This is a genomic window from Arthrobacter gengyunqii (genome assembly GCF_023022985.1).
GTDB lineage: Bacteria > Actinomycetota > Actinomycetes > Actinomycetales > Micrococcaceae > Arthrobacter_B > Arthrobacter_B gengyunqii.
Window position 1 is genome coordinate 1,017,880 of record NZ_CP095461.1, and the last position, 23,961, is coordinate 1,041,840.

Genomic DNA, 23,961 nt, shown 5'->3' on the forward strand with positions numbered 1-23,961 from the left:
TGTGCCGCGCAGGGCTCAGAGATCCGCTGCAGGGACAATAACACCGGGAGGACTTCCATGGGGCAGGCAGAATACACGCACGACCAGTCCATTGCCGCGCAGGCATCCGCTAGCTACGGCTCTCGGGGTGTGCCAGTGGACTGGTACGTGGACCCCGCGGACCCGGGAGCGGCTGAACGCTACCGCCAGGACGCCGCCGGGCTGGAGGACCAGGCCACAGCGTTCCTGGCGGCCCATGAAGCCCTCGCTCCGGACACCCGGGAAGCAGACCTCCTGGATCCTCCCGTCGCTCTGTTTTCGCCGCCCGCGGAGAAAGACACCCGGCCGGTCTGGATTGGCCTGCCCGGCCTCGGCGACTACGACGACGGTGAACTGGGCTGGCAGTCCGACGCCCTCTGTGCGCAGACTGACCCGGAAGCGTTTTTTCCGGAAAAGGGCGGTTCAACGCGCGACGCCAAGAAGGTGTGTGCCGCCTGCAACGTGAGGTCACAGTGCCTGGAGTACGCATTGGCCAACGATGAGCGGTTCGGTATCTGGGGCGGTCTGTCCGAGCGCGAACGCCGCCGGCTTCGGAAGCAGGCAGTCTAATTCCTTCGCATGTTCGCGTTTGTGCCGTTGTTGTTTCGCATAACGGCGCACAATACCTTCCCCAAACGCTCACCGCGCTGGCCGGTCAAACCCGGCCGGCTGATCTATATGTCGGCGTAGACACAGGCTCCACCGATAATTCCCTTTCTCTTTTGCGCAGTGGACTGCCCGCCGGAGCCGTGATTGCCGCTGTGCCGGCAAAATCCGGGTTTGGCGCTGCAGTGCAGGCCGGGCTGAACGAGCTTGCCGCACCGGTTTCTCCCGGCGGCACCGTGGACTGGCTGTGGCTGCTCCACGATGATTCGGCACCCGCGCCGGAAGCCCTCGAGGAGCTTCTCCTGGCTGTCGAGCGGGCGCCGTCGGTCACCATTGCCGGCGCCAAGCAGGTCGACTGGGACAACCAGCGGCTGCTGGTGGACGTTGGTGTCTCGATCAGCCGGTGGGCTGAACGCCTCACACTGATCGATGCCGACGAGCTGGACCAGGGTCAGTACAACGCGCGCAGCGACGTTTTCGCCGTGAACTCAGCCGGCATGCTGGTGCGGCGCGATGTCTGGGACGCCCTGGGCGGATTTGACCCCGCGCTTCCCGGCACCGGTGACGACGTTGACCTGTGCTGGCGCAACCGCCTGGCCGGACACCGCGTCGTCGTCGTTCCGGCCGCCAAGGTGCGCCACGCGGGACGCCGGCCCAACACCGCCGCGTCCGCCGGCGCCTCCCGGCGTGCGGAAATCTTCCTGAGACTCAAACACGCGCCGCTGTGGCAGGTTCCCTTCCTTGCATTGGGCGCGGTCCTGGGCGGATTCGGCCGGCTAATTCTGGGGATGCTCGCCAAAGACCCCGGTTATGCCTTTGGCTCCCTTGTCGCCAGCATCGGCGCCGTGCTGCGCCCCCTGGACCTTTACCGTTCCCGCCGTGCCGCTGCGGCCACCCGGACGCGGCCGCGCAGCGCGGTCCGCGCCCTTCGCACCCGCCGCCGCGAGGTGCGTGAACACCGCCGGTCACTCTTCGAAGCGGACCCGGCTCACGTCGACGCCGAGGATCCCCTCTCCCCGGCTCAGGCCGCCGGCACTGCAACACGTCCCGGAATGTCCCGGGACAGCGGCTCCCTGGAGCCCAGCGGTGATTCCAACAACGATTTTGCCGCTCTGGCTGCCCCCTCCCGCGCCTGGGTGGGCGCCGGCGCCGTCGCGGCAATGCTGGTGCTGCTCGCTGCGTCGCTGATCGGGCTGCACCGCTTCATCGGAGCACCCGCGCTGGCAGGCGGGTCACTGCTGCCGCTCTCCGGGAACCTTGGTGAAATCTGGGACAACGCCTCGTCCTGGTGGATTGACCTGGGCTCCGGCTACCCGGGTCACGGTGATCCCTTCGATTACGTGCTGTGGCTGCTCGGTGCGGCAGGTTTGGGCAACACCAACACCGCCGTTGTCACGCTGGTGCTCACTGCCATGCCGCTGGCCGGCCTCAGTGCATGGTTCGCTGCCGGTGCGCTGACCCGGCACCGCGGCCTGCGCTTCTGGGCCGCGGTCTTCTGGGGAGGCGCACCCGCACTGCAGGTGGCGCTGGGCGAAGGCCGTCTCGGGGCGCTGATTGCGCACATCCTGCTGCCGCTGCTGGTGCTTGCCATGCTGAGGGCTGTGGGCACCGCGCCGCGCAGCCTCAATGACCAACCGCTCCGCTCCGGAACGCCGGTTCAGCGTACGGGACAGGAATCCAGCTGGGCCGCAGCCGGCGCAGCCGGACTGCTGCTGGCCATCGTTACCGCCTCCGCGCCGATACTTTTTGTCCTGGCTGCGCTTGCCGTGCTGGTGGTTTCACTGCGGGTGGGACGCCGCGCCCGCACTCTGTGGTGGTCCCTGGTTCCGGCAGCAGCACTGCTGCTGCCCATGGTTGTTTCCACTCTGGAGCGTCCGCGGGCCCTGGCTGCAGACCCGGGAGTTCCCCTCGGCTTCGATCCGGCCGCCCTGTGGCAGCAGTTGCTGGGCTTCCCGCTGGCTTTTGATCTCTCCGGGGGACTGCCCCTGCTGGGCTTCCTGCCGGCCGGGCCCTGGCCGCTGGTACTGGCGCTGGTCATCGGCGGTCCCGTGCTGCTGCTGTCCGTCGCCGCACTCTTTGCCGGGCCCCGGACCGGCCTGGCCCGCTTGGCCTGGATCCTGAGCCTCAGCGCACTTGTCCTGAGCTGGCTCTCGGCGTTCATCGCTACGGGCGCCGCTCCGGACTCACTGGTGACGCCGTTCCCCGGCCCCCTGGTTTCAGCAGCGGTATTCCTGCAGCTGTGTGCCGCCCTGCTGGCTGGCAACACCCTGCTCAACGGAAGGGCAACCCCGGAGCGCGCAGCAGCAGGACGTTCCCTGCGGGCCGGGCGTCCGGTCGCCGTTCTGCTGGGAGTCCTCCTGGCGCTGGGACCGGCGGCCGGCCTGGCCCTGTGGAGCGTTCCGCTTGCCACCGATTCCACCACGGCCGAGGGAACCAATGGCGTGCACGGAGCGCAGCCGCTGGTTGCACCGGCTGCCGAACGCACCCTGCCCGCCACCGCCGCCGACAGGGGCGCCAGCGACGAGCGCACCCGTACCCTGCTGCTGCGCACCGACGCCAACGACGACGTCACGGCGGCGCTGATGCGCGGCGGCGGCACCACCATGGACAGCATGTCCGCCATCTATGCAGCCCGCACGATCACGGGGGCAGTCAACGCCGAGGAAATCGCGGCTGATGACGACGCCACGGCAGACGTGCGGCGTGCCGTCGCCATCATCACTGCCGGGACCGGCGTTGATCCCCGCGCGGAGCTGGCCCGTCTGGGCGTCGGCTACGTTGTCCTTCAGCAGTCCGACACCTCTGCCGAATTGCTGGCCGGGAAGATGGACTCCGTGCCGGGCCTTGCGCCGGTGGGACAGACCGGATCGGGCTGGCTGTGGCGGGTTGTCGGCCAGCTCGATGAACAGGGGACCGAGATGCTGTCCGAGGACACCGCCCGGGTCCGCATCATGGCGGAGGACGGCTCCGTGGAATCCGTGGTCCAGTCCGGGCACACCGGCGTCCTGGCCTCCATTCCGGCCGGTGCCGAAGGCCGCACGCTTGTCCTGGCCGAACGTGCCGATCCGGGCTGGCAGGCAACCCTGAACGGAGTGACGCTGGCAGCGACGGCCGACGGCTGGGCTCAGGCCTGGACACTTCCGGCCGACGGCGGAAACCTGGAAATCGGCTATGACACTGTTTGGGAACCCTGGCTGGGCGCGCTTCAGGTGCTGGTCATCGCCCTGACGGTGCTCCTTGCCCTGCCGACCCGTTCACGCAGCGGTGCGGTTCGGCTGCCGGGCCGTCAGCTTCCGCGGCGAAGCGAACCCGTCGGTGTTGCAGACGGCGGAAGCGCAGACGCCGGCAGCGCCTCTGCAGCCGCCGGTGCCGCAACTGCGCCGGGGGAACCGTCGAAGACGGCAGCAGTCCCCGGCGCGGCAGGCTCCGAGTCGGACGGCGAAGCCGGGGCCCGAACAGACAGAGTCAACGCCTCGGGGAAATCCGGCGCAACGGAAGGACAGCGCCGATGAGCCGCAAAGAGGAACCCCGGAACGGTCGGGCCGGAACAGACAACAACGGGACGGACAACGCCGGGAAGCCTCCGGCTGGCCGGGCTGAGGCCCGGGTCCGCCGCCAGCGTCGCCGCCGCCAGGCCGTCACGGCGGTGTCTGCCGTGCTCATTCTTGCTGCCGGCACGGCCGTGGTGGCCGGATCCGCTGTCATTGATTCCGGCAACGCGGGAAAAACCGTCGACAGCGCCGCGGCCGATGTGCCGGCGGGACCGCTCACCGCAGTCTGCCCCGAGCCGCTGCGGTTGCTGTCCGGTGCCGTTGCGGGGACCGATCCCCAGTTCAGTCCCGTGTCGGAATCCGCCAAAACGTCGCTCAGCGCGGCCGTGCTGAGCGGAGCCGGAAACCCGGTTCCGGCGTCGTCGCTGCTCAAAATCGACGGAAGTGTCCTGAAAACCATCGCCGATGAAGCCGTGGACGTGCAGCCGCTGGCCGGCGTAAGAAGCGCCGGTGTCCTGGTTGACGAGAACGTCACCGAGGCTACCGTCCTCAGCGCCGAGCCCTCCGGCACACTGCAGGCGACGGCAAACGCCGTGGTTGGCTTCTCCGCCGAGGACGGCGACCTCGCCGGTCTCGCTGCGGCGAACTGCCAGGCCCCGGGCAATGACATGTGGCTTCTCGGTGCACGCACCACGGTGGGGGCCACCGCGGTGCTGCGCCTCACCAATCCCTCGGAAAGTGCAGCCACGGTCGACCTTGAGCTGTACGGCTCCAAGGGACGTTTGGAGGGAACCGGCACCCGGGGGATCCTGGTGCCGCCGGGCGAAACCAAATCAATTGTCCTGGCCGGCGTGGCGGCGAACGAACCCGGATTGGCGGTCCGCGTACGCAGTTCCGGGGCACCGATTACCGCGATGGTGCAGCAGAGCATCCTGCGTGGGCTGACACCGGGCGGTGTGGAGTTCATCCAACCGTCTGCAGCCGCCTCGCCGCAGCAGATCATCAGCGGTGTCCGCATCCAGAGTGCTGGCGCGGCCAAGGAACTGGCCGGCGAGCGCGGTTACGAATCTGCGGCCCCGGCGGTACAGGTGGCCGTTCCCGGCAGCACCAATGGAGTGGTCTCCGTGCGGATCCTGGGCAAGGACGGCGACGTTTCCGTTCCCGGCGGGGGAGTCTTCACCGTTCCTGCCGGCAGCGTGGGCCAGCTTCCCCTGGACTCGCTGCCCGAGGGCACCTACTCAGTGGAGGTCACCGCCGATGTGTCGGTGGTTGCCGGCACCGTGTCCAGCCGAGGCAGCAAAGCCGATGCGCCCGTGGATCTGGCGGTTGCGCCGTCGGGTGAGCGCCTGGGCAACGAGCATTTGGCAGTGCTGCCCGGCGACGCCGCCTCGGTGCTGAGTTTTGCGGCTCCCGCCGGCGAGGCCGAAGTGCGCCTGACCGGTGTTGCGCGGGACGGCAAACTTGCGGATGAGCAGATTGTCACGGTGCCGGCGGGATCAACGATCAACGTTGCGGCAACCAGTGTCGGGTCCGATCTTGCGGCAGTGCTGATCAGCACCACCGGCGAACCCGTCTACGGTGCCCAGGTGCTCACGGCGGCAAAGGGCGACGGCGTTTCGGTGCTGCCGCTGCCCAAGGGGAACATTGGCGGCACCACTGTTCCGGTGAGCCTGGGTTACTGAGCCGGTACTGCCCCGCTGCTAGAGCGGCCGGAAACGGCCGTAGGTGGGGTCCACCGTTTCGGGATCCATGCCCATCAGGGTGGCCAGCTGTTCCACAACAACGTCGTGGATCAGTTCGCTCACCGGCACCAGCCCCCGGGCAGCGGATTCCACCGGATGCCGGTACACCGTGATCACGGCCGGCCTGGGCCCCGCCGCGGGAGCGCCTGCCCCGAACGGGATGTTCCCCGAGGTTGCCGCGAGTTCCTCGAGTCCGGGCGGAATGTCCTGCACCACAAACTGATAGGACTGGATGCTCTCGCCCCAGAGCCGTTCCAGCCGCTGGGCCGATTCCAGCACCCAGGCGTCGAAGCGCTCCGAACGGGAGCGGAAGCCTGCCAGATGAGCCGGAATGAGTTCACCGCGGAGCCCGCGTCCATGCCGGTTCCGGCGGCGCCGCCGGAACGGCCGTTGACCGGGCATCCGGTCACGGCCGGAGGGAGCCGGCTGGCCGTCGAGCCAGTCCTGCTCCTGCGCGTCCCCGAAAGGAACGGCATCTTCCGGCCCGTTGTCGGACGGCTCTTCGCCGGGGCCGAGATACACCCTGAGAGTTGGTCCGGTGGACATATAAGAACTGTAACCGCTGGACCCGTCCGCGGGCACTGCTTTTAGGTGGCCTGTCTTCCGGCGAGCCTGCCGACCGTGAATGCCGGCTGCAGGTAAAGTGATCCTCCGTGGAATCCTTACGACTGTGCTCAAGATCAGCGTGCCGAGAGGCAGCTGTAGCCACCCTGACGTATGTGTACGCAGATTCCACTGCGGTGCTGGGACCGCTGGCAACCTACGCCGAACCCCATTGTTACGATTTGTGCAACGCCCACGCTGCCCGGCTGACCGTGCCGCTGGGATGGGAAGTGGTCCGGCTGGATCTCGCCGGTCAGCCGCGGACCCCCAGCCGCGACGATCTGTCCGCACTCGTGGATGCCGTGCGGGAAGCGGCAGAACGGCCCGCTCCCGAGGCGCCCAAGCGCTCCGGCAAGCACGCCCTGGAGCCCCCGGCAGAGAATCCCGGCGCCCGCCGCTCCCACCTGCGTGTCCTGCGCGAAGAAGTCTGACTGCCGCACCACCGGTGTCAGAAAGGGATAGTCTGGGGGCCAGCGCCATGTTCTCCACGAGCACGGCATCGACGTATCCAAGGAAGTGCTGCAATCGATGGTTAGACTCACTGCCGACCTGATGGCGGTTTTGCGCTGTCCCGTGACCGGTTCCCCGTTGGAACAGGGCGACGCAGGGCTGGTCTCCACCGCACCTGATGCCAGCGGGCATCTGGTCCGCTATGTCCTGGACGAAGGCATTCCCGTTTTGTTGGCATCCTCTGCTGTGTCAGGCGAGTCCGCTTCCGACACATAACGCCTCCGCTTCCGACACCCAGAGTGAGGATTTCCCGCGTGAGCATTGATTTCAAAGTCGCTGACCTGTCCCTCGCCGAAGCCGGCCGCCACCAGATCCGCCTGGCCGAACATGAAATGCCCGGACTGATGGCACTGCGCCGCGAATACGGGCCCAGCCAGCCGCTCGCGGGAGCACGCATTGCAGGCTCCCTGCACATGACCGTGCAGACTGCTGTGCTGATCGAAACCCTCACCGCACTGGGTGCCGAGGTTCGCTGGGCCTCCTGCAACATTTTCTCCACCCAAGATGAAGCCGCTGCGGCCGTGGTGGTGGGAAACGGCAGCCCGGAGAACCCTGCAGGCGTTCCCGTCTTCGCATGGAAGAACGAGTCCCTGGAGGACTACTGGTGGACCGCCCAGCAGATCCTCACCTGGCCCGAGGGCTCCGGGGGACCGAACATGATCCTGGACGACGGCGGCGATGCCACCATGCTCCTGCACAAGGGCGTGGAGTTCGAAGCCGCAGGTGAGGTGCCGGAGAATCCGCAGGAGGGCGACGACGGCTACTCCTACGAATACACGGTCATCCTCGACGTGCTGCGCCGGTCCCTGGCTGAGACACCCGGCAAATGGACTGAGATTGCCAAGGGCGTCCGCGGAGTGACCGAGGAAACCACCACCGGTGTGCTCCGCCTGTACCAGCTGGCGGCCGAGGGCCGGCTCCTGTTCCCGGCCATCAACGTCAACGACTCGGTCACCAAGTCCAAGTTCGACAACAAGTACGGCATCCGGCACTCGCTGCCCGACGGCCTGAACCGGGCCACCGACACTCTGATCGGCGGCAAGGTTGCGGTGGTCTGCGGCTACGGCGACGTCGGCAAGGGTGCGGCGGAGGCGCTGCGCGGACAGGGCGCGCGCGTCATCGTGACGGAAATCGACCCCATCTGCGCACTGCAGGCGGCCATGGACGGCTACCAGGTGGCGAAGCTGGAATCCGTCCTCGGCCAGGGCGACCTTTTCATCACCGCCACGGGCAACAAGGACATCATCATGGCCGATCACATGGCCAAGATGAAGCATCAGGCGATTGTCGGAAACGTGGGCCACTTCGACAACGAAATCGACATGGCGGGTCTGGCCAGGGTTCCCGGGATCCGCAAGGTGGAAATCAAGCCGCAGGTGCACGAATGGGTGTTTGACGAGGGCACGGATTCACAGCGCAGCATCATCGTGCTGTCCGAGGGCCGCCTGTTGAACCTGGGCAACGCCACCGGCCACCCCTCCTTTGTCATGAGCAACTCCTTCGCAAACCAGACCATTGCCCAGATTGAGCTCTTCACCAAGCACGGCACTCCGGTGGAGGACGGCGGCTACGCCAACCAGGTGTACGTGCTGCCCAAGGTCCTGGACGAGAAGGTGGCGCGCCTGCACTTGGATGCCCTCGGGGTTGAGCTCACGGAACTGACCAAGAGCCAGGCAGAATACCTGGGCGTGGACGCGGCGGGGCCGTTCAAGCCCGAGCACTACCGCTACTAGCCCTCTTTCCGCACCAGCCATGGCGGCAACGATGTGGCATCTTTTGCGGCCGCCGTACCGTAAAATGACGCAGGGGGAGCTAGGGTCGCTCCATCATCTGTCGAGAGCACCAGGAAGCATTGGTTAGCAGTTATGGCACAGGACATAAGAAGGCGCAAGAGCAGGATCGCAGGTTCCGTGCTTGCAGGGGTGCTTCTTCTGGGCGGCGGCGGTGCGCTCACTGCGTGCTCCTTCGTCGCCGAAGAGGGATCAAACGCCGGATCGACCGCGTCTGCGCCGAACTCCAAGCCTTCAAAACCCGCCGTGCCCAAGCCGGTGGCCGTTGTCACCCCGGAAGCGGACGCCGTTGAGGTGAACCCCATCTCCGTACCGGCCATCACGGTGCAGCAGGGGACACTGGAATCGGCAAAGCTGGCCCCGGTGTCCGGCGGCGATCCCGTTCCCGGCGAACTCAGCGCCGACGGCACCACCTGGACGGCCACGGGAACCCTGGCGTTCAACACTCCGTATGCCCTCACCTTTTCCCTTGCCGACGCCAACGGCGACACCCGCACGGAAACCCGGAAGTTCACCACCGTCTCCACCGCCAATGAAGCCAATGCCGTGATGTATCCGCAGTCGGGGTCCGTAGTGGGCACCGGGCAGCCGCTGGAGCTGAGCTTCAGCGAACCGGTGCTGAACAAGCAGGCCGTGGAAGAGGCCATCACCGTCACCTCCACATCCGGCCAGGTGGGAGCCTTCTACTGGATCAGTGACACCAAGGTCCGGTACCGGGCCGAAGAGTTCTGGGCGCCGCAAAGCACCATCACGGTGGATATGAAGCTGCTTGGTGTGGACTTCGGCAACGGCATGATCGGCAACTTCAATGAGACGGCGAGCTTCAGCACCCACAACAACCGGCTGGCAGTGGTGGACAACGCCGACAAGATGATGCGCGTCTACATTGACGGGCAGCTCACCCGAACGTTCCCGGTCACGCTGGGAACGCAGGACTGGCCGTCCACCATCGGCTACCACGTGATCATGGACCAGCATGAGTCCATCCCGTTCCGTGCCGAATCCATCGGGCTGAAGCGCGGAGACGAGCACTACTATGAGCCCGTCACTGCACACAATGCCTCCCGCATCTCCAACGGCGGCGCCTTCATCCACGAAGCCCTGCCGTCGGCGCAACCCGTGCTGGGGGTATCCAACGTTTCACACGGCTGCATCGGTATGAGCCCCGAGGGCGCCAAATACATCTACGACAACTTCGACGCCGGAGACGTGGTCCAGGTGCTGAACACCGGTTACGGTCCCATGTATGTGTGGGATGGTTTCGGGGACTGGAACCTGCCCTGGGCGGAGTGGATCAGCCAGCCCAAGCAGTAGCGGGCAACCGGCCGCAGGAAAGTTGTTGCCCGAGCGGCTACTGCTCGAACGGCAGCCGGTGCAGGCGCCGGCCCACGCGTTCGGTCTGCTCCCGCTGTCTGGTCATCCTCGCGTAGTCGCGGTCCCGGCGTTCGGCCATGACCGCGCTCAGGAAGTCCTCTGCCGGAGTGCCGGCCGGCGGCTGGGGGGACACGAAGGCAGAGACTTCGGCGGCCAGTTCGGCGGCACGGGCCGCACGGGCCTGCGGCGAGAGCCGCGGCGCCTGTCCGAGGAAGCGGGAGACCCGGCGGGACAGTGAATCGGGGAACCGCCCCATGTCCGCCAGCTGCGCCCAGCCGTGCAGCCACGGAGGCATCTGGACCAAGTTCGGCGGGGGAGCGGTGACCCGTTCCCGCAGCGCATACGTTCCGGCCATCATGTCTCCGAGCCGCTTGGACTTCTCATTGAACATGGCCGCGATGAATGCCACTGATCCCGCGGACATGTAAATCTCAAGGACCGCCGCCATGCCGCGGATGAAGCAATGGCGGAATCGGACGGCCCCGCCGTCGTCGCGCACTATCCGCAGCCCCATGGCCAGGCGGCCCAGGGACTTGCCGCGGGTCAGGGTTTCCACCGCCACCGGCGCACCGATCATCACGAGGACCACGAGGGTCAGGATCAGGGCCTGGCCCAGCGCGGGATCGACGGACTCGCCCAGGGTTTGGGCGAAGAGCAGCAACAGCCCAATGAGGACCACAAGCTGGGCGCTGACGTCGATGATCGAGCTGAGGGCGCGCGCGGCGAAGGACGCCGGGCGCAGTTCCAGGACAACGGCTTCTCCGGTGACGATGGAACTCACGGGTGGTCCTCCTGGCCGGCAATTCGTGGTGGGAACTCCACTGTACCCAGCGCTAGGGTGTAACCGTGGATATGGATGCGTTCAGTGCAGTGCATGCCCCGGACTGGAAGCGGCTGGATGAACTCGCCGCCCGCCGCCGGCTCAGCGGGGAGGAAGCCGATGAATTGCTGCGCCTCTATCAGCGAGCCTCGGCCCACCTGTCCATGGTCCGTTCGGTGGCCCCGGAAGGGGCGCTCTCCGCTGCATTGTCCATGCGGCTGTCCCGCGCCCGGACCCGCTTTACCGGTGCCCGGTCCAACTTTGCCGAAGACCTGGTGCACTTTTTCGTCTTTGCGCTGCCTGCCGGCTTCTACCGTGTCCGCTGGCTTACGGTTGCCGTGGGTGCGGCCTTCATCGTGGCAGCATGGCTTTTTGGCCTGTGGGCAGCGAACACCCCCGGAGTCATCGCTGCGGCCCTTGGCTCCGATGCGGAAGTCCGGCAGTACGTTGAAGAGGATTTTGCCGCCTACTACTCGGAAAACCCCGCTGCCTCCTTTGCAGGCCAGGTCTGGACCAACAATGCCTGGATTGCTCTTCAGGCAGTTGCTTTTGGCATCACCGGCATCTGGGGGCCTTTTGTCCTGTACCAGAATGCCCTGAACGTTGGGGTAGCCGGGGGCACCATGGCCGCCTACGGCAAGCTGGACGTCTTTTTCAGCTACATCCTGCCCCACGGCCTCATGGAGTTGACGGCCGTGTTCATTGCCGTGGCAGCCGGTCTGAGGATCTTCTGGGCCTGGGTGGCTCCGGGCCGGCGCACGCGCGCGGTGTCCCTCGCCGCGGAAGGACGGTCGCTGTTCACCGTGGCGCTGGGGCTGGTGATCGTGCTGTTCCTTTCCGGCCTGGTGGAGGGATTTGTGACCGCGTCCCCGTTGCCCACCTGGCTGCGGATCGGCATCGGAGCCACCCTGTTCTGCGCCTATTGGGCCTACACGCTGATTCTGGGCGGCAGGGCGTACCGCGCCGGGCACCGCGGGGATTTGTCACGCCGCGACAGCGGCGACGTGCTGCGCACCGCTTAGAGCATCAGCGGGCTCAGAGGTAACAGTCCGTGCAGTCTTTTTCCGTCCGGGGTGGCGGCGCGGTTCCTGCCGTGTTCGCCCGGTAGGGTCGAAGGAGATTGGAACCGCAAAAGCCCATCGGTATCCGCAAACAGGCCAGGACCATCAGGCCAGGGAAGTGAAAGAGGAAGTAGTGGCAAGCCAGGACGATACCCCCCAGCAACACCCCGCGCCCGGAGGCCCCGCTGAACCCGAGAAGCGCCGCGCTGAGCAGGGCGCCGAAGAAAACGCACAGCTCAGTGACGCAAGCGAGACGATTGTGAGCGGCGACCACGCGGCCGGAACCGATAAGGCTGCTGCGGCCGACGCCGCCGCCGACCCTGCCGAATCTGCCGGGTCTGCACCTTCCGAGCCCGACCGGACCGACGACGGCCTCGACCACGATGATTGGGAGGCTGCCTTCGCCGAGGCTTCAGGTACTGCAAACGCCAACGTCGTCCCGGGCGGCCATCCTTCCCTTGCCCAGCGGAGCACGTTGCCGATGCGTCGTGCCAGCACCATGCCCAACGTCAGCCGCTACCAGGACCTCACCGCTGATGAGCGGGAGCAGGCCGGACACATTGACGCCGAAGTGCCGGCGTCCACCAGCGCAGCAAAGGCGCCGGAGCCTTCCGAAACAGCGGCGGACTCAGGATCCGGCTCCACGCCGACGGCTGCCGCAGCCGTTCTGACGGGTGCCGGCGCTACGGCAGTTGCTGTACCTTCTCATACCGCCGGCTCGGATGACTCCCCGAAAACCACACCCGTCAGCACCGGTGCAGCATCGACCCAGCACCGCGGTGCGGAGAATGAATCCGCGGAAACGGCAATTCCCGCGGAGACGGCATCCCTGGAACGCGTTTCCGGCAGCCACAGTGCCGCAGCGGACACTGCTGCGGCAGCGGACACTGCCGCGGCTGACACAGCAGCCGGCACCGGTCCTGAAATAAACGGTGCTGACGAATCTGCAGGACGCCCTGCCGATGACGACATCTCCGACGAGGAAATCCGCCGCCGGGCCCAGGAGCGCGAACGGGCTGGGGAAGCCAAGCCCGTGCTGGCCCGCATCCTGCAGGTCATGATTGCGGTGTTCTTCCCGGTCATGCTGCTGGCGGCAGCCATCCGGGCGGTGGCCACCCCGCTGTTCCTCTGGGTCGAGTACCACCGGCCGGGGTTCCCTGCCGATAGCTACGGTTTCTCCACGGATGACCGCATGACATATGGCTCCTATGCCGTGGATTATCTGCTGAACTTCTCCGGCGCCCGCTTTCTGGGTGACCTGGTGATGGCCAGCGGCGAACCGCTGTATCTGGAAAGCGAAGTCAGCCATATGGCGGACGTCAAAACCGTGCTGACCGTTGCCTTCGTGACGGCCCTCGCCATGGCGGTGCTGAGTCTTTTGGCCTGCATCTATTTGGCGAAGCGCAGCCCCGGCGGGATCCGGCGTGCACTGTTCTCCGGTTCAGTGGTGACGCTGGTCCTGGTCGGCGCGCTGATTGTGACGGCCGTGCTGGGCTGGGAAAGCTTCTTCACCCAGGTGCACACCATCTTCTTTGCCAACGGCAACTGGACGTTCCGCATGGACGACACACTGATTCGCCTCTTCCCCGCCCAGTTCTGGATGGACGCCGGCATCGCCATTGCCGGACTGGTGCTGCTGACCTGCATCGTGGTGCTGATCGCGGCCTGGCCCACCAAGGCCCGCCGGGAGCGCTCCCGCCGCAAGCAGGAGGAAGCGCGCCGCCGCTACCTTGATTCCCTGGAAGCGGTCTAGCCTGCGGGTTCCCGGACCCTGAATCCACAACAAAAAGCTGCACGCCCCCTGAACCGGGGGCGTGCAGCTTTTTTGTTAGCGGCGTGCAGGCTTACTTCTGGTAAAGCTTCTCCACCTCGGCGGAGTAATCCGCAATCACTGCGTTGCGCCGCAGTTTCAGGGTTGCCGTCAGGTGACCGGACTCAAGCGAGAAGTCCTGCGGCAAAACGGTGAACTTGCGGATCTGCTCGGCCTGGGACACCGTTGCATTGGCCGCATCCACGGCTTCCTGCAGCGAGGCACGGACCCGGGGGTTATCGGCAGCCGTAGCGGCAACCGCCGACACGCCGTTCTCGCGCCCCCAGGCTGCCAGCGCCTCGTCGTCCAGGGTCAGCAGCGCTGACACAAACGGCCGGCCTTCGCCCACCACGATTGCCTGTGACACCAAACGGTGCTCACGGATTTTCTCCTCCATCGGTCCGGGGGCAATGTTCTTGCCGCCGGCGGTTACGAGGATGTCCTTTTTCCGGCCGGTGATGGTCAGGAAACCGTCGTCGTCCAGGGAACCCGTGTCCCCGGAATGGAACCATTCGCCGCTGAAGGCGGCAGCGTTGGCCTCGGGGTTGTTGTGGTAGCCCTTGAAGACGCCGGCCCCGGCGATCAGGACCTCGCCGTCGTCCGCAATCCGGATCCTGCTGCCCGGCAGCGCCAGGCCCACCGAGCCGACCCGGGCCAGCGGGACGGTGTTCACGGTGGCCGGAGCCGTTGTTTCCGTCAGGCCGTAGCCCTCGAGGACCATGACCCCGGCGCCGCGGAAGAAGTGAGCCAGCTGCGGGCTCAGCGCGGACGCACCGCTGATGGCGTGGGTCAGCTTGCCGCCGAAGACGTTGCGGACCTTCGGGTAGAGGGTCTTGTCGAAGAACTTGTGGCGTGCCTTCAGTGCAAGGGAGGGTCCCTTGCCGCCGCGGGCTGCGGCATCCAGGGCGGTGGAATAGGCGACGGCGGTGTCCGCTGCGGCGGTGAACAGCTTGCCCTTGCCGGCGGCCTCCGCGGACTGCTGCGCTCCGGCATAGATCTTTTCGAAGATCCGGGGCACGGCGAGCAGGAAGGTCGGCTGGAAGGACTTCAAATCGCCCATGAGGTCCGCGGCGCTGCCGGAGTGGCCTACGCGCACCCCGGCGGCAAGGCAGCCCACCTGCACGGCGCGTGCCAGTACATGGGCCAGCGGCAGGAACATCAGCGTGCTGACGTCCTTGTGCTTGAGCATTTCCGGCAGGAACTCCACAATGTTGACGCCGAAAAGCGCAAAGTTGCCGTGCGTGATTTCGCAGCCCTTGGGACGGCCGGTGGTGCCGGAGGTGTAAACCATGGAGGCCACGGATTCCAGGTTTGCGGTGGTCCGGGCGGTTTCCAGCCGGTCATCGTCCACCGAAGCGCCCGCGGCGATGAGCTCCTCAAACGTTCCCTCGCCGCCGTCGGCCTTCATCTGCCACAGCGCAATATCGAGGTCTCCCGAGGCCACTGCGGCGGATACCACCGCTGCTTTCCGCGCATCTTCGACGAAGACGTGCGTGGCACCGGAATCCTGGATGATCCACTCCACCTGGGAGGGGGAGGACGTTTCGTAGATGGGCACCGTGACCGCGCCGGCAAACCACACAGCGAGGTCAACCAGGGTCCACTCGTAGCAGGTCTTGGACATGACGGCCACGCTGTCGCCGGGGCGCACGCCGAGACCGATCAGCCCCTTGGCCAGTCCGCTCACAGCTGTCAGGAATTCGTCGGCAGTGACGTCCTTCCAGCCGCCGTCACTCTTCAGCGAGAACAGGGGGTGGTTGGGGGTCTTCGCATGGAGTCCCACCAGGATGTCGGTGATGTTCGACTTCTCGGGGAGATGGACCAGTAAATCAGTGGCGGATTCGCGCACCGTTGGCCTCTCTTTCTGTGCTGTGCACATGGGTAAATGAGACTAAATCCAGCTGGGCATCCACATACGCAGCCGCCAGTCAGAATACGGGATAGTTTCGGCCGTCCAGACCGGCAGGAAGAATGCGGACGCCAGAACGGCGGCGAGGATGAAGACGGCAACCACCGCTGCCCCTATCTGCCTGCGTGCCGGCGGATCCGAACTCCGGCCCAGGATCAGCCCCAGCACGTAAACCAGTGCCAGGATCAGGAACGGTTCGAAGGACACCGAATAGAAGAAGAACGTGGTGCGTTCCGGATAGGCGAACCAGGGCAGGTAACCCGCCGCGATCCCGGCCAGGATGGCGCCGGCGCGCCAATCGCGGCGGCCCAGCCAGCAGAAAAGCAGGACCAGCAGGGACAGCGCCGCGGACCACCAGATCAGCGGGTTGCCGACGGAGGAGACGGCTGTGGAGCAGCTGTCGGCGGCACACCCGTCGACACCGAGGGTTGAGGATTCGTAGAAGAACGACGTTGGGCGTCCCATGAACAGCCAGGTCCAGGGACTGGATTCGTAGCCGTGTTCCGAGCTGAGATTGTTATGGAATGCGTACGCGCTGCGGTGATATTCCGCCAGCGACCGCAGCCAGTCCGGCAGCCAGCCCCAGGTTTCGGAGGGGTTGTCCTGTGCCCAGTTGCGGCCGTACGCATCGGTGGAGCGCAGCCAGCCCGTCCAGGAGGCCAAATAGGCCAGGGCCGCGGCCGGGATGACGGTGAAGAACGCCGGCACGCCGTCCTTGAGCAGTCCCGCCGCTGGCCAGGCCCGGATGCCGGCGACACGGCGTGCATTGACGTCCCAGAGCACGGTCATCAGGCCAAAGACGGCAACAAAGGCCAGCCCCGACCACTTGGTGCCCACAGCCAAACCCAGGCAGACCCCGGCTGCCAGCCGCCAGGGCCGCCAGAGCACCCAGGGGCCGTACAGCAGGGCCGCCGCGCCCGGGGAAGCCGCGCCGCCGGACGAGGCGGACAGGCGGGTGGCCAGCCGCTTCCGCCCGTCGTCACGGTCCAGCAGCAGGGCACCGAAGGCAGCCACCACCCAAAACGCCAGGAAAACGTCCAGGAGAGAGGTGCGGGAGAGCACCAGATGATGACCGTCAACGGCCAACAGGAGTCCGGCAACGCCTCCCAGCAGCGGCGAACGGAACAACCGGACGGCGATCAGACCCACCAGCAGCACCGTCAGCGTGCCGGTCAGGGCGGCGCCGAACCGCCAGCCAAAGCTGCTGTCCGCGCCGAAAAGCGCCATTCCCGCAGCGATCATCCATTTCCCGACCGGGGGATGCACCACGTATTCCGGTTCGGCGAGCAGGATTTCGGGAAGGCCGGCGTTGAAGGACTCGTTCGCGTTTTCGGGCCACTGCCGCTCGTACCCCGCCACGAGGTACGAATAGGCGTCCTTGACGTAGTACGTTTCGTCGAACACCAGCGAGTGCGGTTCTCCCAGCCGGACTAAGCGCAGCACCGCGCCGATGACGGCGGAGATCAGCGGCAGGACCCAGCCCCACACGCCCAGCGTGAAGGTGGTGTCCGGCGCCCAGCCCAGCAAGCGGTTCCGCAGCTGGGTGACGCTAAAGGCCGTGCGGGGATCCTGCACCAGCGGTGCTGTTCCGGGGGCTTTGGTCTTGCTCACAGTCGGGCTCACCCGCACCACTCTATAGGTGCACCGGGGCCGCGCCGGCGCCAACTCGCGTAGGGTTAGAAGGTGAATTCCAGCAAGCAGACCACCGGCCCCGGCACCTCCCAAAACACCCGGCACGACGGCGGTGCCGACGGCGCTGCCGCCCGCACCGGCGGCGGGCAGATTGTTTTGGCAGCCACCCCCATCGGCAACATGGGAGATGCCACCAACCGCCTGATCGGCCTCTTGGAGACTGCCGACGTCATCGCCGCCGAAGACACCCGCCGCCTGCACCGGCTGGTGTCCGCCCTGAAGATCACCACGAGCGGGCGGATCATCAGCTACCACGAGCACAACGAGGCCACCCGCACCGCGGACCTGCTGGAGATGGTGCGCGGAGGCGCCACGCTGCTGATGGTGACCGATGCCGGCATGCCTGCGGTCTCCGACCCGGGTTTCCGGCTGGTTGAGGCCGCGGCCAAGGAAGGCCTCACCGTAACCGCGGCCCCCGGCCCGTCGGCGGTCCTGACCGCGCTGGCGCTGTCCGGCCTGCCGACCGACCGGTTCTGCTTTGAAGGATTCCTTCCGCGCAAGGCCGGTGAACGCAGCGCACGCCTGTCCGAGCTGGCGGGGGAGCAGCGCACCATGGTGTTCTTCGAAGCGCCGCACCGGCTGGAACCGATGCTCCGCGCCCTGGACGCAGCCTTCGGCGGAGACCGGCGGGCCGCCGTCGCGCGCGAACTGACCAAGCTGCACGAGCAGGTGCTCCGCGCCCCGCTGCGCGAACTGCTGGAATGGGCTGAAACGTCCGAGATCCGCGGGGAAATCGCCGTCGTCGTCGCTGGAGCCGGCGTTGCTGCCCCCGAACAGCCTGAAGACCATGTTGCTGCGGTGAACGGGCTGGTGGCTCAGGGCGCCCGCCTCAAGGATGCCGTGGCCACCGTCGCGGAGGACGCACGGATCAGCAAGCGGGAGCTGTATTCGGCCGTGCTGGCTGCCCGCGCCTAACCCTTCGGCCCAAGCCTTTGGGCAAGTGCACAGCGTCACGATAGGCGCATGGTGCACTTCCGCATTTACAGTCGGAATGGCACCGGCATACGGTGAACACAGATGACGGGCTTTCCGGCCCGGGCAACGACGTCGAATTTTGGAGGCATTCCATGGGTATTACCGCTGACCGCGAAGCCGAACTGCTGGCTCAGGTCCCCACCGGCCTGTTGATCAACGGCGAGTGGAGGGATGCCGAGGGCGGCAAGACCTTCGACGTCGAGGATCCGGCCACCGGGAAGGTGCTGCTGAGCATCGCCGATGCCAGCGCCGGGGACGGCGCCCTCGCCATGGATGCGGCTGCGGCGGCGCAGGATGCCTGGGCCCGGACGGCACCGCGCGAGCGCGGAGAAATCCTGCGGCGTGCCTTTGAACTGGTGACGGAGCGGGCTGAGGATTTTGCCCTGCTGATGACCCTGGAAATGGGCAAGCCGCTGGCTGAAGCCCGCGGCGAGGTCACCTACGGCGCCGAGTTCCTGCGCTGGTTCTCCGAGGAGGCTGTCCGCATCTCGGGCCGCTACGGCACCTCGCCGGACGGCAAGTCCCGCCTGATGGTGAACAAGAAGCCGGTGGGCCCGTGCCTGCTGATCACCCCGTGGAACTTCCCGCTGGCGATGGCGACCCGCAAGATCGCCCCCGCGGTGGCCGCAGGCTGCACCATGGTACTCAAGCCCGCCAAGCTCACGCCGCTGACCTCCCAGCTCTTTGCCGCGGTGATGATGGAGGCCGGCCTGCCCGCCGGCGTCCTGAACGTCGTGTCCACGACCTCCGCCGGCGACGTCACCGGCCCGATCATGAAGGACGAGCGCCTGCGCAAGGTTTCCTTCACCGGCTCCACCCCCGTGGGCCAGGGCCTGATCCGCGACGCCGCTGAGCGGGTGCTGCGCACTTCCATGGAACTCGGCGGCAACGCTCCGTTTGTGGTCTTCGAGGACGCGGACATGGACAAGGCCGTGGCCGGTGCCATGGCCGCCAAGCTGCGCAACATGGGTGAGGCCTGCACTGCGGCGAACCGCTTCATTGTGCACGAGTCCGTTGCCGAAGAGTTCGCGGAGAAGTTTGCCGCCAAGGTGGGTGCCCTGACCCCCGGACGCGGCACCGAGGACGAGTCCAAGATTGGCCCGCTGATCGATGCCAAGTCCCGCGACAAGGTGCACTCTCTGGTGTCCGAAGCGGTCGACGGCGGCGCTGAGGCTGTTGTTGGCGGCGCACCCGTGGACGGTCCCGGTTACTTCTACCAGCCGACAGTGCTGAAGAACGTGGCTGCCGGCGCGCGCATTCTCCAGGAGGAAATCTTCGGTCCGGTGGCCCCCATCGTCACGTTCTCCACTGAGGATGAAGCCGTGGCGCTCGCGAACAACACGGAATACGGGCTGGTGGCCTACGTCTTCACCGAGGACCTGAACCGCGGGCTGCGGATCGGGGAGAAGCTGGAAACCGGCATGCTCGGCCTCAACGCGGGTGTGGTCTCCAACGCCGCGGCTCCCTTTGGCGGCGTCAAGCAGTCCGGGCTGGGCCGTGAAGGTGGTGCCGAGGGCATTGAGGAGTACCTCTACACGCAGTACATCGGCATCGCGGATCCCACCGCGGACTAACTGAAGGTGCGTGCCGGGCCGGCCTCCGGGCCAGCCCGGTCTCCGCGGACCCTGCCCGGTCAGTGGCGGAACCGGGAGGCCAGCGAGGCGGGGAAGAAGCGGGCCCGCAGCCTGGTGGCCCAGGTGGCGGAAGCCTCGAGTCCCTCCTGAACCGCGGTGGCATCGGACCAGAGTCCGGTGAAGGGATCCGGCGTCGGCCGGGAGCCGGCGCGTCCGCTGCCTCCGGCAAGCCCCGTGCCTCCGGCCGGTTCCTGCGTTCCTGCACCCGGTGCTGCATAGACTTCGCGTTCATACGCTGAGCGGAGCCGTTCCAGGGCGGCCGCGGAGTTTTCCGGCAGCCGTGCGTCGTGCGCAAGGCGCAGGGCGTAGGTGCGCGGGGATTCCGCCTTCTGCGGGACGTAGCCGTAGTCCACGCCGGTGTCCGAGGCTTCGTCCCAGGCCAAGGCGGCGGGTCCGCCCTGGCGGTGCCGGGACGATGCGGTGCCGGAAGGCCCTCCGGACCGCGGATCGCCCGCGCCGGCACTACCCGTGCGCCCTGATCCGAGCAGGTTCCGGCGGATGCTGCGCCTGCGCCGGCGCAGCGCCCAGGGGCTGAGGAGGGCGGCCGCGGCAGCCGCCACACCGAGTCCGACGCCGGCAAACCTCCCTGCCTGGGTTTCCGCCGGCTGCGCCGGCGCCGCAGCCGGCGGAGCCGGCGCACTGGGTGAGGCCGAAGGGGCGGGCTGCGGAGGCGTGGGGTTTCCTGCCTCCAGGTCCCGCTCATCGTCGCGGATTTGGCTAAGATCCGAGCGGGGCGCCACCGCGTAGGCCGGGACGGAACCGCGGGACGGGGTGGGCTCAAACCGAATCCAGCCCAGGCCGTCGAAATACAGTTCAGGCCACGCATGCGCATCGCGGGAGTCGACTTCGAACTCCCGCAGGTCCTGGCCGTTGTCTCCGGTCAGGGAATTTCCGGTGGACCTGCCCGGAGCGAAACCCAGGGCCATGCGGCTGGGAATCCCGGATTCCCGGGCCATGACGGCCATGGCAGCCGCAAAATGGATGCAGTAGCCGGACTTTTCCTGCAGGAAGAGGTCCAGGACCTCAATGCCGTTTCCGTCGTATCCGCCCTCCACCGGAGCATCCAGGGAGTAGGCGAACTGGGGGCTGCGCAGGTAGGCCTGGATGGCCATGGCCTGTTCGTAGGGGCCGTTGGCTCCCTCGGTGGCTGTCCGTGCAGCGTCCCGGATGCTTGCCGGCAGATCCTCGGGCAACGAGGTGAAAATGGGATCCACCGCGTCCTTCGGGGCAGGCCCCAGGTTCTGCAGATCGGCTTGGGTCAGATTGGGGGCAAGGCTTTGGACCTCGTAGTCCAGTTCCCCGGCAGCCGTATCGTCCCCGGAAATGATGGTCATGGTTTTCGGATCCCAGCTGTACGGGCCGAGGGCCCCGGACACGCGCACCGGCGCGTACGGTGCCAGCAGCCAGGGACTGGCGTAGGTTTCCGACATGACGCGGGTGGTGACCGGCTGCACGCTGGGCGCCTGCTGGTTGGACTCGCTCACCGACATCCCCTGCAGGCCGGCCCGGCGGCTGTCCTCCCTCAGATCCGGTGACCAGCGCCTGCCCGAGAAGTCTTCCAGGGTGGTCGATCGCAGATACAGCGACTGCGGGGAGTCCGTGGCATAGCGGATCCGGCCGGAGGCCGAAGGCTGCCGCAGGTCATTGCCGAGCGCCACCACCGGGTTCAGGCCGGACTGGCCGGTCCAGATGTTTAGCCGGGAGCCCTGCGGAAAGGTGCCCTGGGTGAATCCCGGCAGCGCCGCGGGCAGGCTCAGGGCGAGAACCAGGGCTGCGGCGCCGATTCCGGCCGCGGCGCCCACCTGGCTGCGCGGCGGCCGCCGCACTGTGTCGGCAACGCTGTGCGGCCGCTCCTGCCAGGACCCGGTGGCCAGGATGAGCAGGTATCCGGCACCGGCAAGGATGAAAGGAAACGCACCGATGCTCTCCGGTTTCAGGACAGCAGGAACGATCAGCAGAGAGAGCAATCCCAAGCCGCTGGCCGCCGGCATCCGCAGCGTGGTGGCAAGTGTGTCCACCAGCAATGCGATCAGCCCGGTGCCCAGACAGGCGATGAAGACGATGCCGGGATCGGCGAGCACCGGCGGAACCTGGTTCATGATCGTCGCCTGGGCTTCGGCCAGCAGTTGGCTGCCCCGCTCCAGGGTTGCTCCGCTGGGCACCAGCCCAAGCAGCGCCGTCGGGGCGGCAAACAACCAGGTCAGGGCGACGGCGAGGGCCGCCAGACCGGCCGCCGGCACCAGCGCGGTGGGGAAACGGAACCTGCGTGCCGCAGCCATGGCCGCGACCACAGCAGCGGTCGTCAAGGTCAGCGGCCGCAACCAGCTCCAGCCGTCCAGGACTCCGTGCAGGCTGAGGCTGCAGAGCAGGACGGCGACGGTGCTCGCTCCGGCGGCGGTCCAGTCCCACGGAGGGCGGGGCGTTGCCCGCGGCGGCGGGGGAGGACCTGCCGGGGTGTTTGCTGCGGGGCGGGACAGCACGTCAGTCATGAAGGGTTCTCCCGGCCGGCGGATGAAGTCAATGAAGTCATTGGCTGGGCGGCGGAAGCGAAAGCCGCCCAAGTGCGTGCAAGGTCGGATTCGGGGGTGGCAGCGACGGCCTGCCATCCGCCGGAGTGCAGGACGGCAAGTGCCGGGCCTGCCTCCTGCAGCCGGTCCGTGACCAGGATGGCACAGGCCCGGGTGGCATAGTCGGCCGCCGGAGCGAGCCTGGCGGCGTCGTCTGCGGAGAGCCGTCCCAGAACGGCAACCAGGGGGCCGCGGCGGCGTTGGGCCAAGGAGTCCAGCAGCGCGGACCCGATGGGGCTCCGGTTTTCCGGCGTTGTCAGGTCCGTGCCGGGAGGGCGGGCCGCACCGGCCTCTGCCAGCCGCTCATCTGCGCGGGTCTCCAGTTCCAGTGCCGCCAGGCCCTCGGCAATGTCCTGCAATCCTGCCGTGCCGCTGAAATCCTGCTGCTGGGGATTGGGTGCGGAAGGGGAGCGGGCAAGACCCGGCCGTGCGTAGACATCCAGCAGGTGCAGCGAGTATCCGTTCTCCACGAGGTGCGCGGCCGCGGAAACTGCAGCCGTTACCGCCCACTCAAAGGACTCGGACGTGGACAACCCGTTTCCGCCGGCAGGGTCCGTCCACAGCGGAGCTCCCATGCCGCCCGAAAAACAGGACTGCCGGGCGTCAAGCAGCAGCGTGGCGCCGGGTGAGGTGACAGGTTCCTCCTGCCGGACCATCAACTCCCCGTGCCGTGCGGTTGCGGCCCAGTGGACCCGCCGCATGGGGTCGCCGGCGCGGTACTCACGAGTGGAAACATCGTCTTCGCTGGGGCCGCCGCGGCGAGGGCTGTGGACGGATCCTTCAGTTCCCCGCGGCCCGCCCAATGCTGTGGCGGGGAGCTCCTGCGGCGCCGGGGCCACCACCAGCGGATCGGTGGCGCCGAGGACGTGCAACCGCCTGGCGAGGCCAAACAGATCGGAAAACTCGGCTGTCACCGGTCCGATGGGAAACATGCCCCGCCGGGCGGACCGCAGCTGGTACTCGTAGGTGCTGGCGCCGTCGGCATCCGGGAAACGCGCCGGAAAGCGGAACACTGGACTCTGTCCGAAGCGAAGCGGCAGTCCCTCCCGCATCGCAGCGCTCTGCCGGACCGGGCGGGGAGTGCGCAGCGAGAGCGCAACCCGTGCGGGGACGCCGGTCTCCACGGTGGCCGGGCTGAAGCTGCGTTCAACGACGAACACCGGCTTGATCAGCCGCAGCGCCAGGGCCGACAGCAGCGGCAGGGACACCAGGAACAGGCCAAGGATCAGCGCATCGCGGCGGCCCATGATTTGGGCGGTCAGGAGCGCGGCAATTCCGGCTGCAATCAGTCCCCAGCCGCGCGGTGTCAGCAGCCTGGCTGCGCTTGCGAATTCCATGGAGCCTTCCCGAGTGGTGGTG

The 23,961-nt window shown here is 67.2% G+C and carries 17 protein-coding genes; 11 read left to right on the forward strand and 6 right to left on the reverse strand.

Annotated features, from left to right (window positions below; translation table 11 throughout):
• Positions 1-57 precede the first annotated feature (57 nt).
• The 3 genes from MUG94_RS04700 to MUG94_RS04710 are packed head-to-tail and all read left to right on the forward strand — an operon-like array spanning position 58 to position 5,797.
• Positions 58-588, forward strand: a complete 531-nt coding sequence (locus MUG94_RS04700) for a WhiB family transcriptional regulator (protein ID WP_231705096.1) — start codon at positions 58-60, stop codon at positions 586-588.
• A complete protein-coding gene (locus MUG94_RS04705) occupies positions 588-4,136 on the forward strand; it encodes a glycosyltransferase (RefSeq protein ID WP_227908117.1) in 3,549 nt (1,182 codons plus the stop codon). Before MUG94_RS04700 ends, MUG94_RS04705 begins: the two co-directional genes overlap by 1 nt.
• Positions 4,133-5,797, forward strand: coding sequence for a DUF5719 family protein (locus tag MUG94_RS04710; protein WP_227908001.1), 1,665 nt, complete (start codon positions 4,133-4,135; stop codon positions 5,795-5,797). Before MUG94_RS04705 ends, MUG94_RS04710 begins: the two co-directional genes overlap by 4 nt.
• An 18-nt stretch (positions 5,798-5,815) precedes the next feature.
• On the opposite strand, the gene MUG94_RS04715 is transcribed toward MUG94_RS04710, so the two are convergent.
• Complete coding sequence (locus tag MUG94_RS04715; RefSeq protein WP_227908002.1) at positions 5,816-6,403, reverse strand: metallopeptidase family protein; 588 nt, start codon at positions 6,401-6,403, stop codon at positions 5,816-5,818.
• A gap of 173 nt (positions 6,404-6,576) precedes the next feature.
• Between MUG94_RS04715 and MUG94_RS04720 the strand changes: the two genes are divergently transcribed.
• From MUG94_RS04720 to MUG94_RS04735, 4 genes are all read left to right on the forward strand, one after another.
• Entirely contained in the window at positions 6,577-6,891 is a 315-nt protein-coding gene (locus tag MUG94_RS04720) for a DUF3499 domain-containing protein (protein ID WP_432418092.1), read from the forward strand.
• 97 nt (positions 6,892-6,988) lie between these two features.
• On the forward strand, positions 6,989-7,186 hold the full coding sequence (locus tag MUG94_RS04725) for a Trm112 family protein (RefSeq protein WP_227891433.1): 198 nt from the start codon (positions 6,989-6,991) through the stop codon (positions 7,184-7,186).
• Between the two features lie 38 nt (positions 7,187-7,224).
• Entirely contained in the window at positions 7,225-8,703 is a 1,479-nt protein-coding gene (gene ahcY, locus MUG94_RS04730) for an adenosylhomocysteinase (protein ID WP_227908004.1), read from the forward strand.
• A 132-nt stretch (positions 8,704-8,835) separates the two neighbouring features.
• Positions 8,836-10,074 (forward strand): L,D-transpeptidase, encoded by a 1,239-nt coding sequence (locus MUG94_RS04735; RefSeq protein ID WP_227908005.1) that lies wholly within the window; start codon positions 8,836-8,838, stop codon positions 10,072-10,074.
• A 37-nt stretch (positions 10,075-10,111) separates the two neighbouring features.
• Here the strand turns inward: MUG94_RS04735 and MUG94_RS04740 are convergent, their stop codons facing one another.
• On the reverse strand, positions 10,112-10,915 hold the full coding sequence (locus tag MUG94_RS04740; RefSeq protein ID WP_227908006.1) for an RDD family protein: 804 nt from the start codon (positions 10,913-10,915) through the stop codon (positions 10,112-10,114).
• Positions 10,916-10,980: 65 nt separating this feature from the next.
• Between MUG94_RS04740 and MUG94_RS04745 the strand changes: the two genes are divergently transcribed.
• Positions 10,981-11,976 carry a stage II sporulation protein M gene (locus MUG94_RS04745; RefSeq protein WP_227908007.1) on the forward strand — a complete coding sequence of 332 codons (996 nt, stop codon included), beginning with the start codon at positions 10,981-10,983 and terminating at the stop codon, positions 11,974-11,976.
• Positions 11,977-12,148: 172 nt separating this feature from the next.
• Positions 12,149-13,768 carry a TIGR01906 family membrane protein gene (locus MUG94_RS04750; protein WP_227908008.1) on the forward strand — a complete coding sequence of 540 codons (1,620 nt, stop codon included), beginning with the start codon at positions 12,149-12,151 and terminating at the stop codon, positions 13,766-13,768.
• A gap of 91 nt (positions 13,769-13,859) precedes the next feature.
• Here the strand turns inward: MUG94_RS04750 and MUG94_RS04755 are convergent, their stop codons facing one another.
• Together MUG94_RS04755 and MUG94_RS04760 are read right to left on the reverse strand one after the other, a co-directional pair.
• The gene (locus MUG94_RS04755; protein WP_227908009.1) at positions 13,860-15,704 is read right to left on the reverse strand and encodes an AMP-dependent synthetase/ligase; all 1,845 of its coding nucleotides are present in this window, start codon (positions 15,702-15,704) and stop codon (positions 13,860-13,862) included.
• A 12-nt stretch (positions 15,705-15,716) separates the two neighbouring features.
• Positions 15,717-17,357 (reverse strand): dolichyl-phosphate-mannose--protein mannosyltransferase, encoded by a 1,641-nt coding sequence (locus MUG94_RS04760; RefSeq protein ID WP_227908010.1) that lies wholly within the window; start codon positions 17,355-17,357, stop codon positions 15,717-15,719.
• A 159-nt stretch (positions 17,358-17,516) separates the two neighbouring features.
• Between MUG94_RS04760 and rsmI the strand changes: the two genes are divergently transcribed.
• A complete protein-coding gene (rsmI, locus tag MUG94_RS04765) occupies positions 17,517-18,341 on the forward strand; it encodes a 16S rRNA (cytidine(1402)-2'-O)-methyltransferase (protein ID WP_279324706.1) in 825 nt (274 codons plus the stop codon).
• Between the two features lie 152 nt (positions 18,342-18,493).
• Positions 18,494-19,975 carry an NAD-dependent succinate-semialdehyde dehydrogenase gene (locus MUG94_RS04770; RefSeq protein ID WP_227908012.1) on the forward strand — a complete coding sequence of 494 codons (1,482 nt, stop codon included), beginning with the start codon at positions 18,494-18,496 and terminating at the stop codon, positions 19,973-19,975.
• A 59-nt stretch (positions 19,976-20,034) separates the two neighbouring features.
• On the opposite strand, the gene MUG94_RS04775 is transcribed toward MUG94_RS04770, so the two are convergent.
• Together MUG94_RS04775 and MUG94_RS04780 are read right to left on the reverse strand one after the other, a co-directional pair.
• Entirely contained in the window at positions 20,035-22,524 is a 2,490-nt protein-coding gene (locus MUG94_RS04775) for a transglutaminase TgpA family protein (protein WP_227908013.1), read from the reverse strand.
• Positions 22,521-23,939, reverse strand: a complete 1,419-nt coding sequence (locus MUG94_RS04780; protein ID WP_227908014.1) for a DUF58 domain-containing protein — start codon at positions 23,937-23,939, stop codon at positions 22,521-22,523. The genes MUG94_RS04775 and MUG94_RS04780 overlap by 4 nt, the downstream gene beginning before the upstream one ends.
• Positions 23,940-23,961 lie beyond the last annotated feature (22 nt).

What these genes read in the sequence shown, in the direction of transcription:
- MUG94_RS04775 (WP_227908013.1), bottom strand. Translation starts at nt 22,524, where the DNA reads ATGACTGACGTGCTGTCCCGCCCCGCAGCAAACACCCCGGCAGGTCCT.
- MUG94_RS04725 (WP_227891433.1), top strand. Translation starts at nt 6,989, where the DNA reads ATGGTTAGACTCACTGCCGACCTGATGGCGGTTTTGCGCTGTCCCGTG.
- MUG94_RS04715 (WP_227908002.1), bottom strand. Translation starts at nt 6,403, where the DNA reads ATGTCCACCGGACCAACTCTCAGGGTGTATCTCGGCCCCGGCGAAGAG.
- MUG94_RS04735 (WP_227908005.1), top strand. Translation starts at nt 8,836, where the DNA reads ATGGCACAGGACATAAGAAGGCGCAAGAGCAGGATCGCAGGTTCCGTG.
- MUG94_RS04710 (WP_227908001.1), top strand. Translation starts at nt 4,133, where the DNA reads ATGAGCCGCAAAGAGGAACCCCGGAACGGTCGGGCCGGAACAGACAAC.
- MUG94_RS04755 (WP_227908009.1), bottom strand. Translation starts at nt 15,704, where the DNA reads ATGTGCACAGCACAGAAAGAGAGGCCAACGGTGCGCGAATCCGCCACT.
- MUG94_RS04700 (WP_231705096.1), top strand. Translation starts at nt 58, where the DNA reads ATGGGGCAGGCAGAATACACGCACGACCAGTCCATTGCCGCGCAGGCA.
- MUG94_RS04780 (WP_227908014.1), bottom strand. Translation starts at nt 23,939, where the DNA reads ATGGAATTCGCAAGCGCAGCCAGGCTGCTGACACCGCGCGGCTGGGGA.
- MUG94_RS04770 (WP_227908012.1), top strand. Translation starts at nt 18,494, where the DNA reads ATGGGTATTACCGCTGACCGCGAAGCCGAACTGCTGGCTCAGGTCCCC.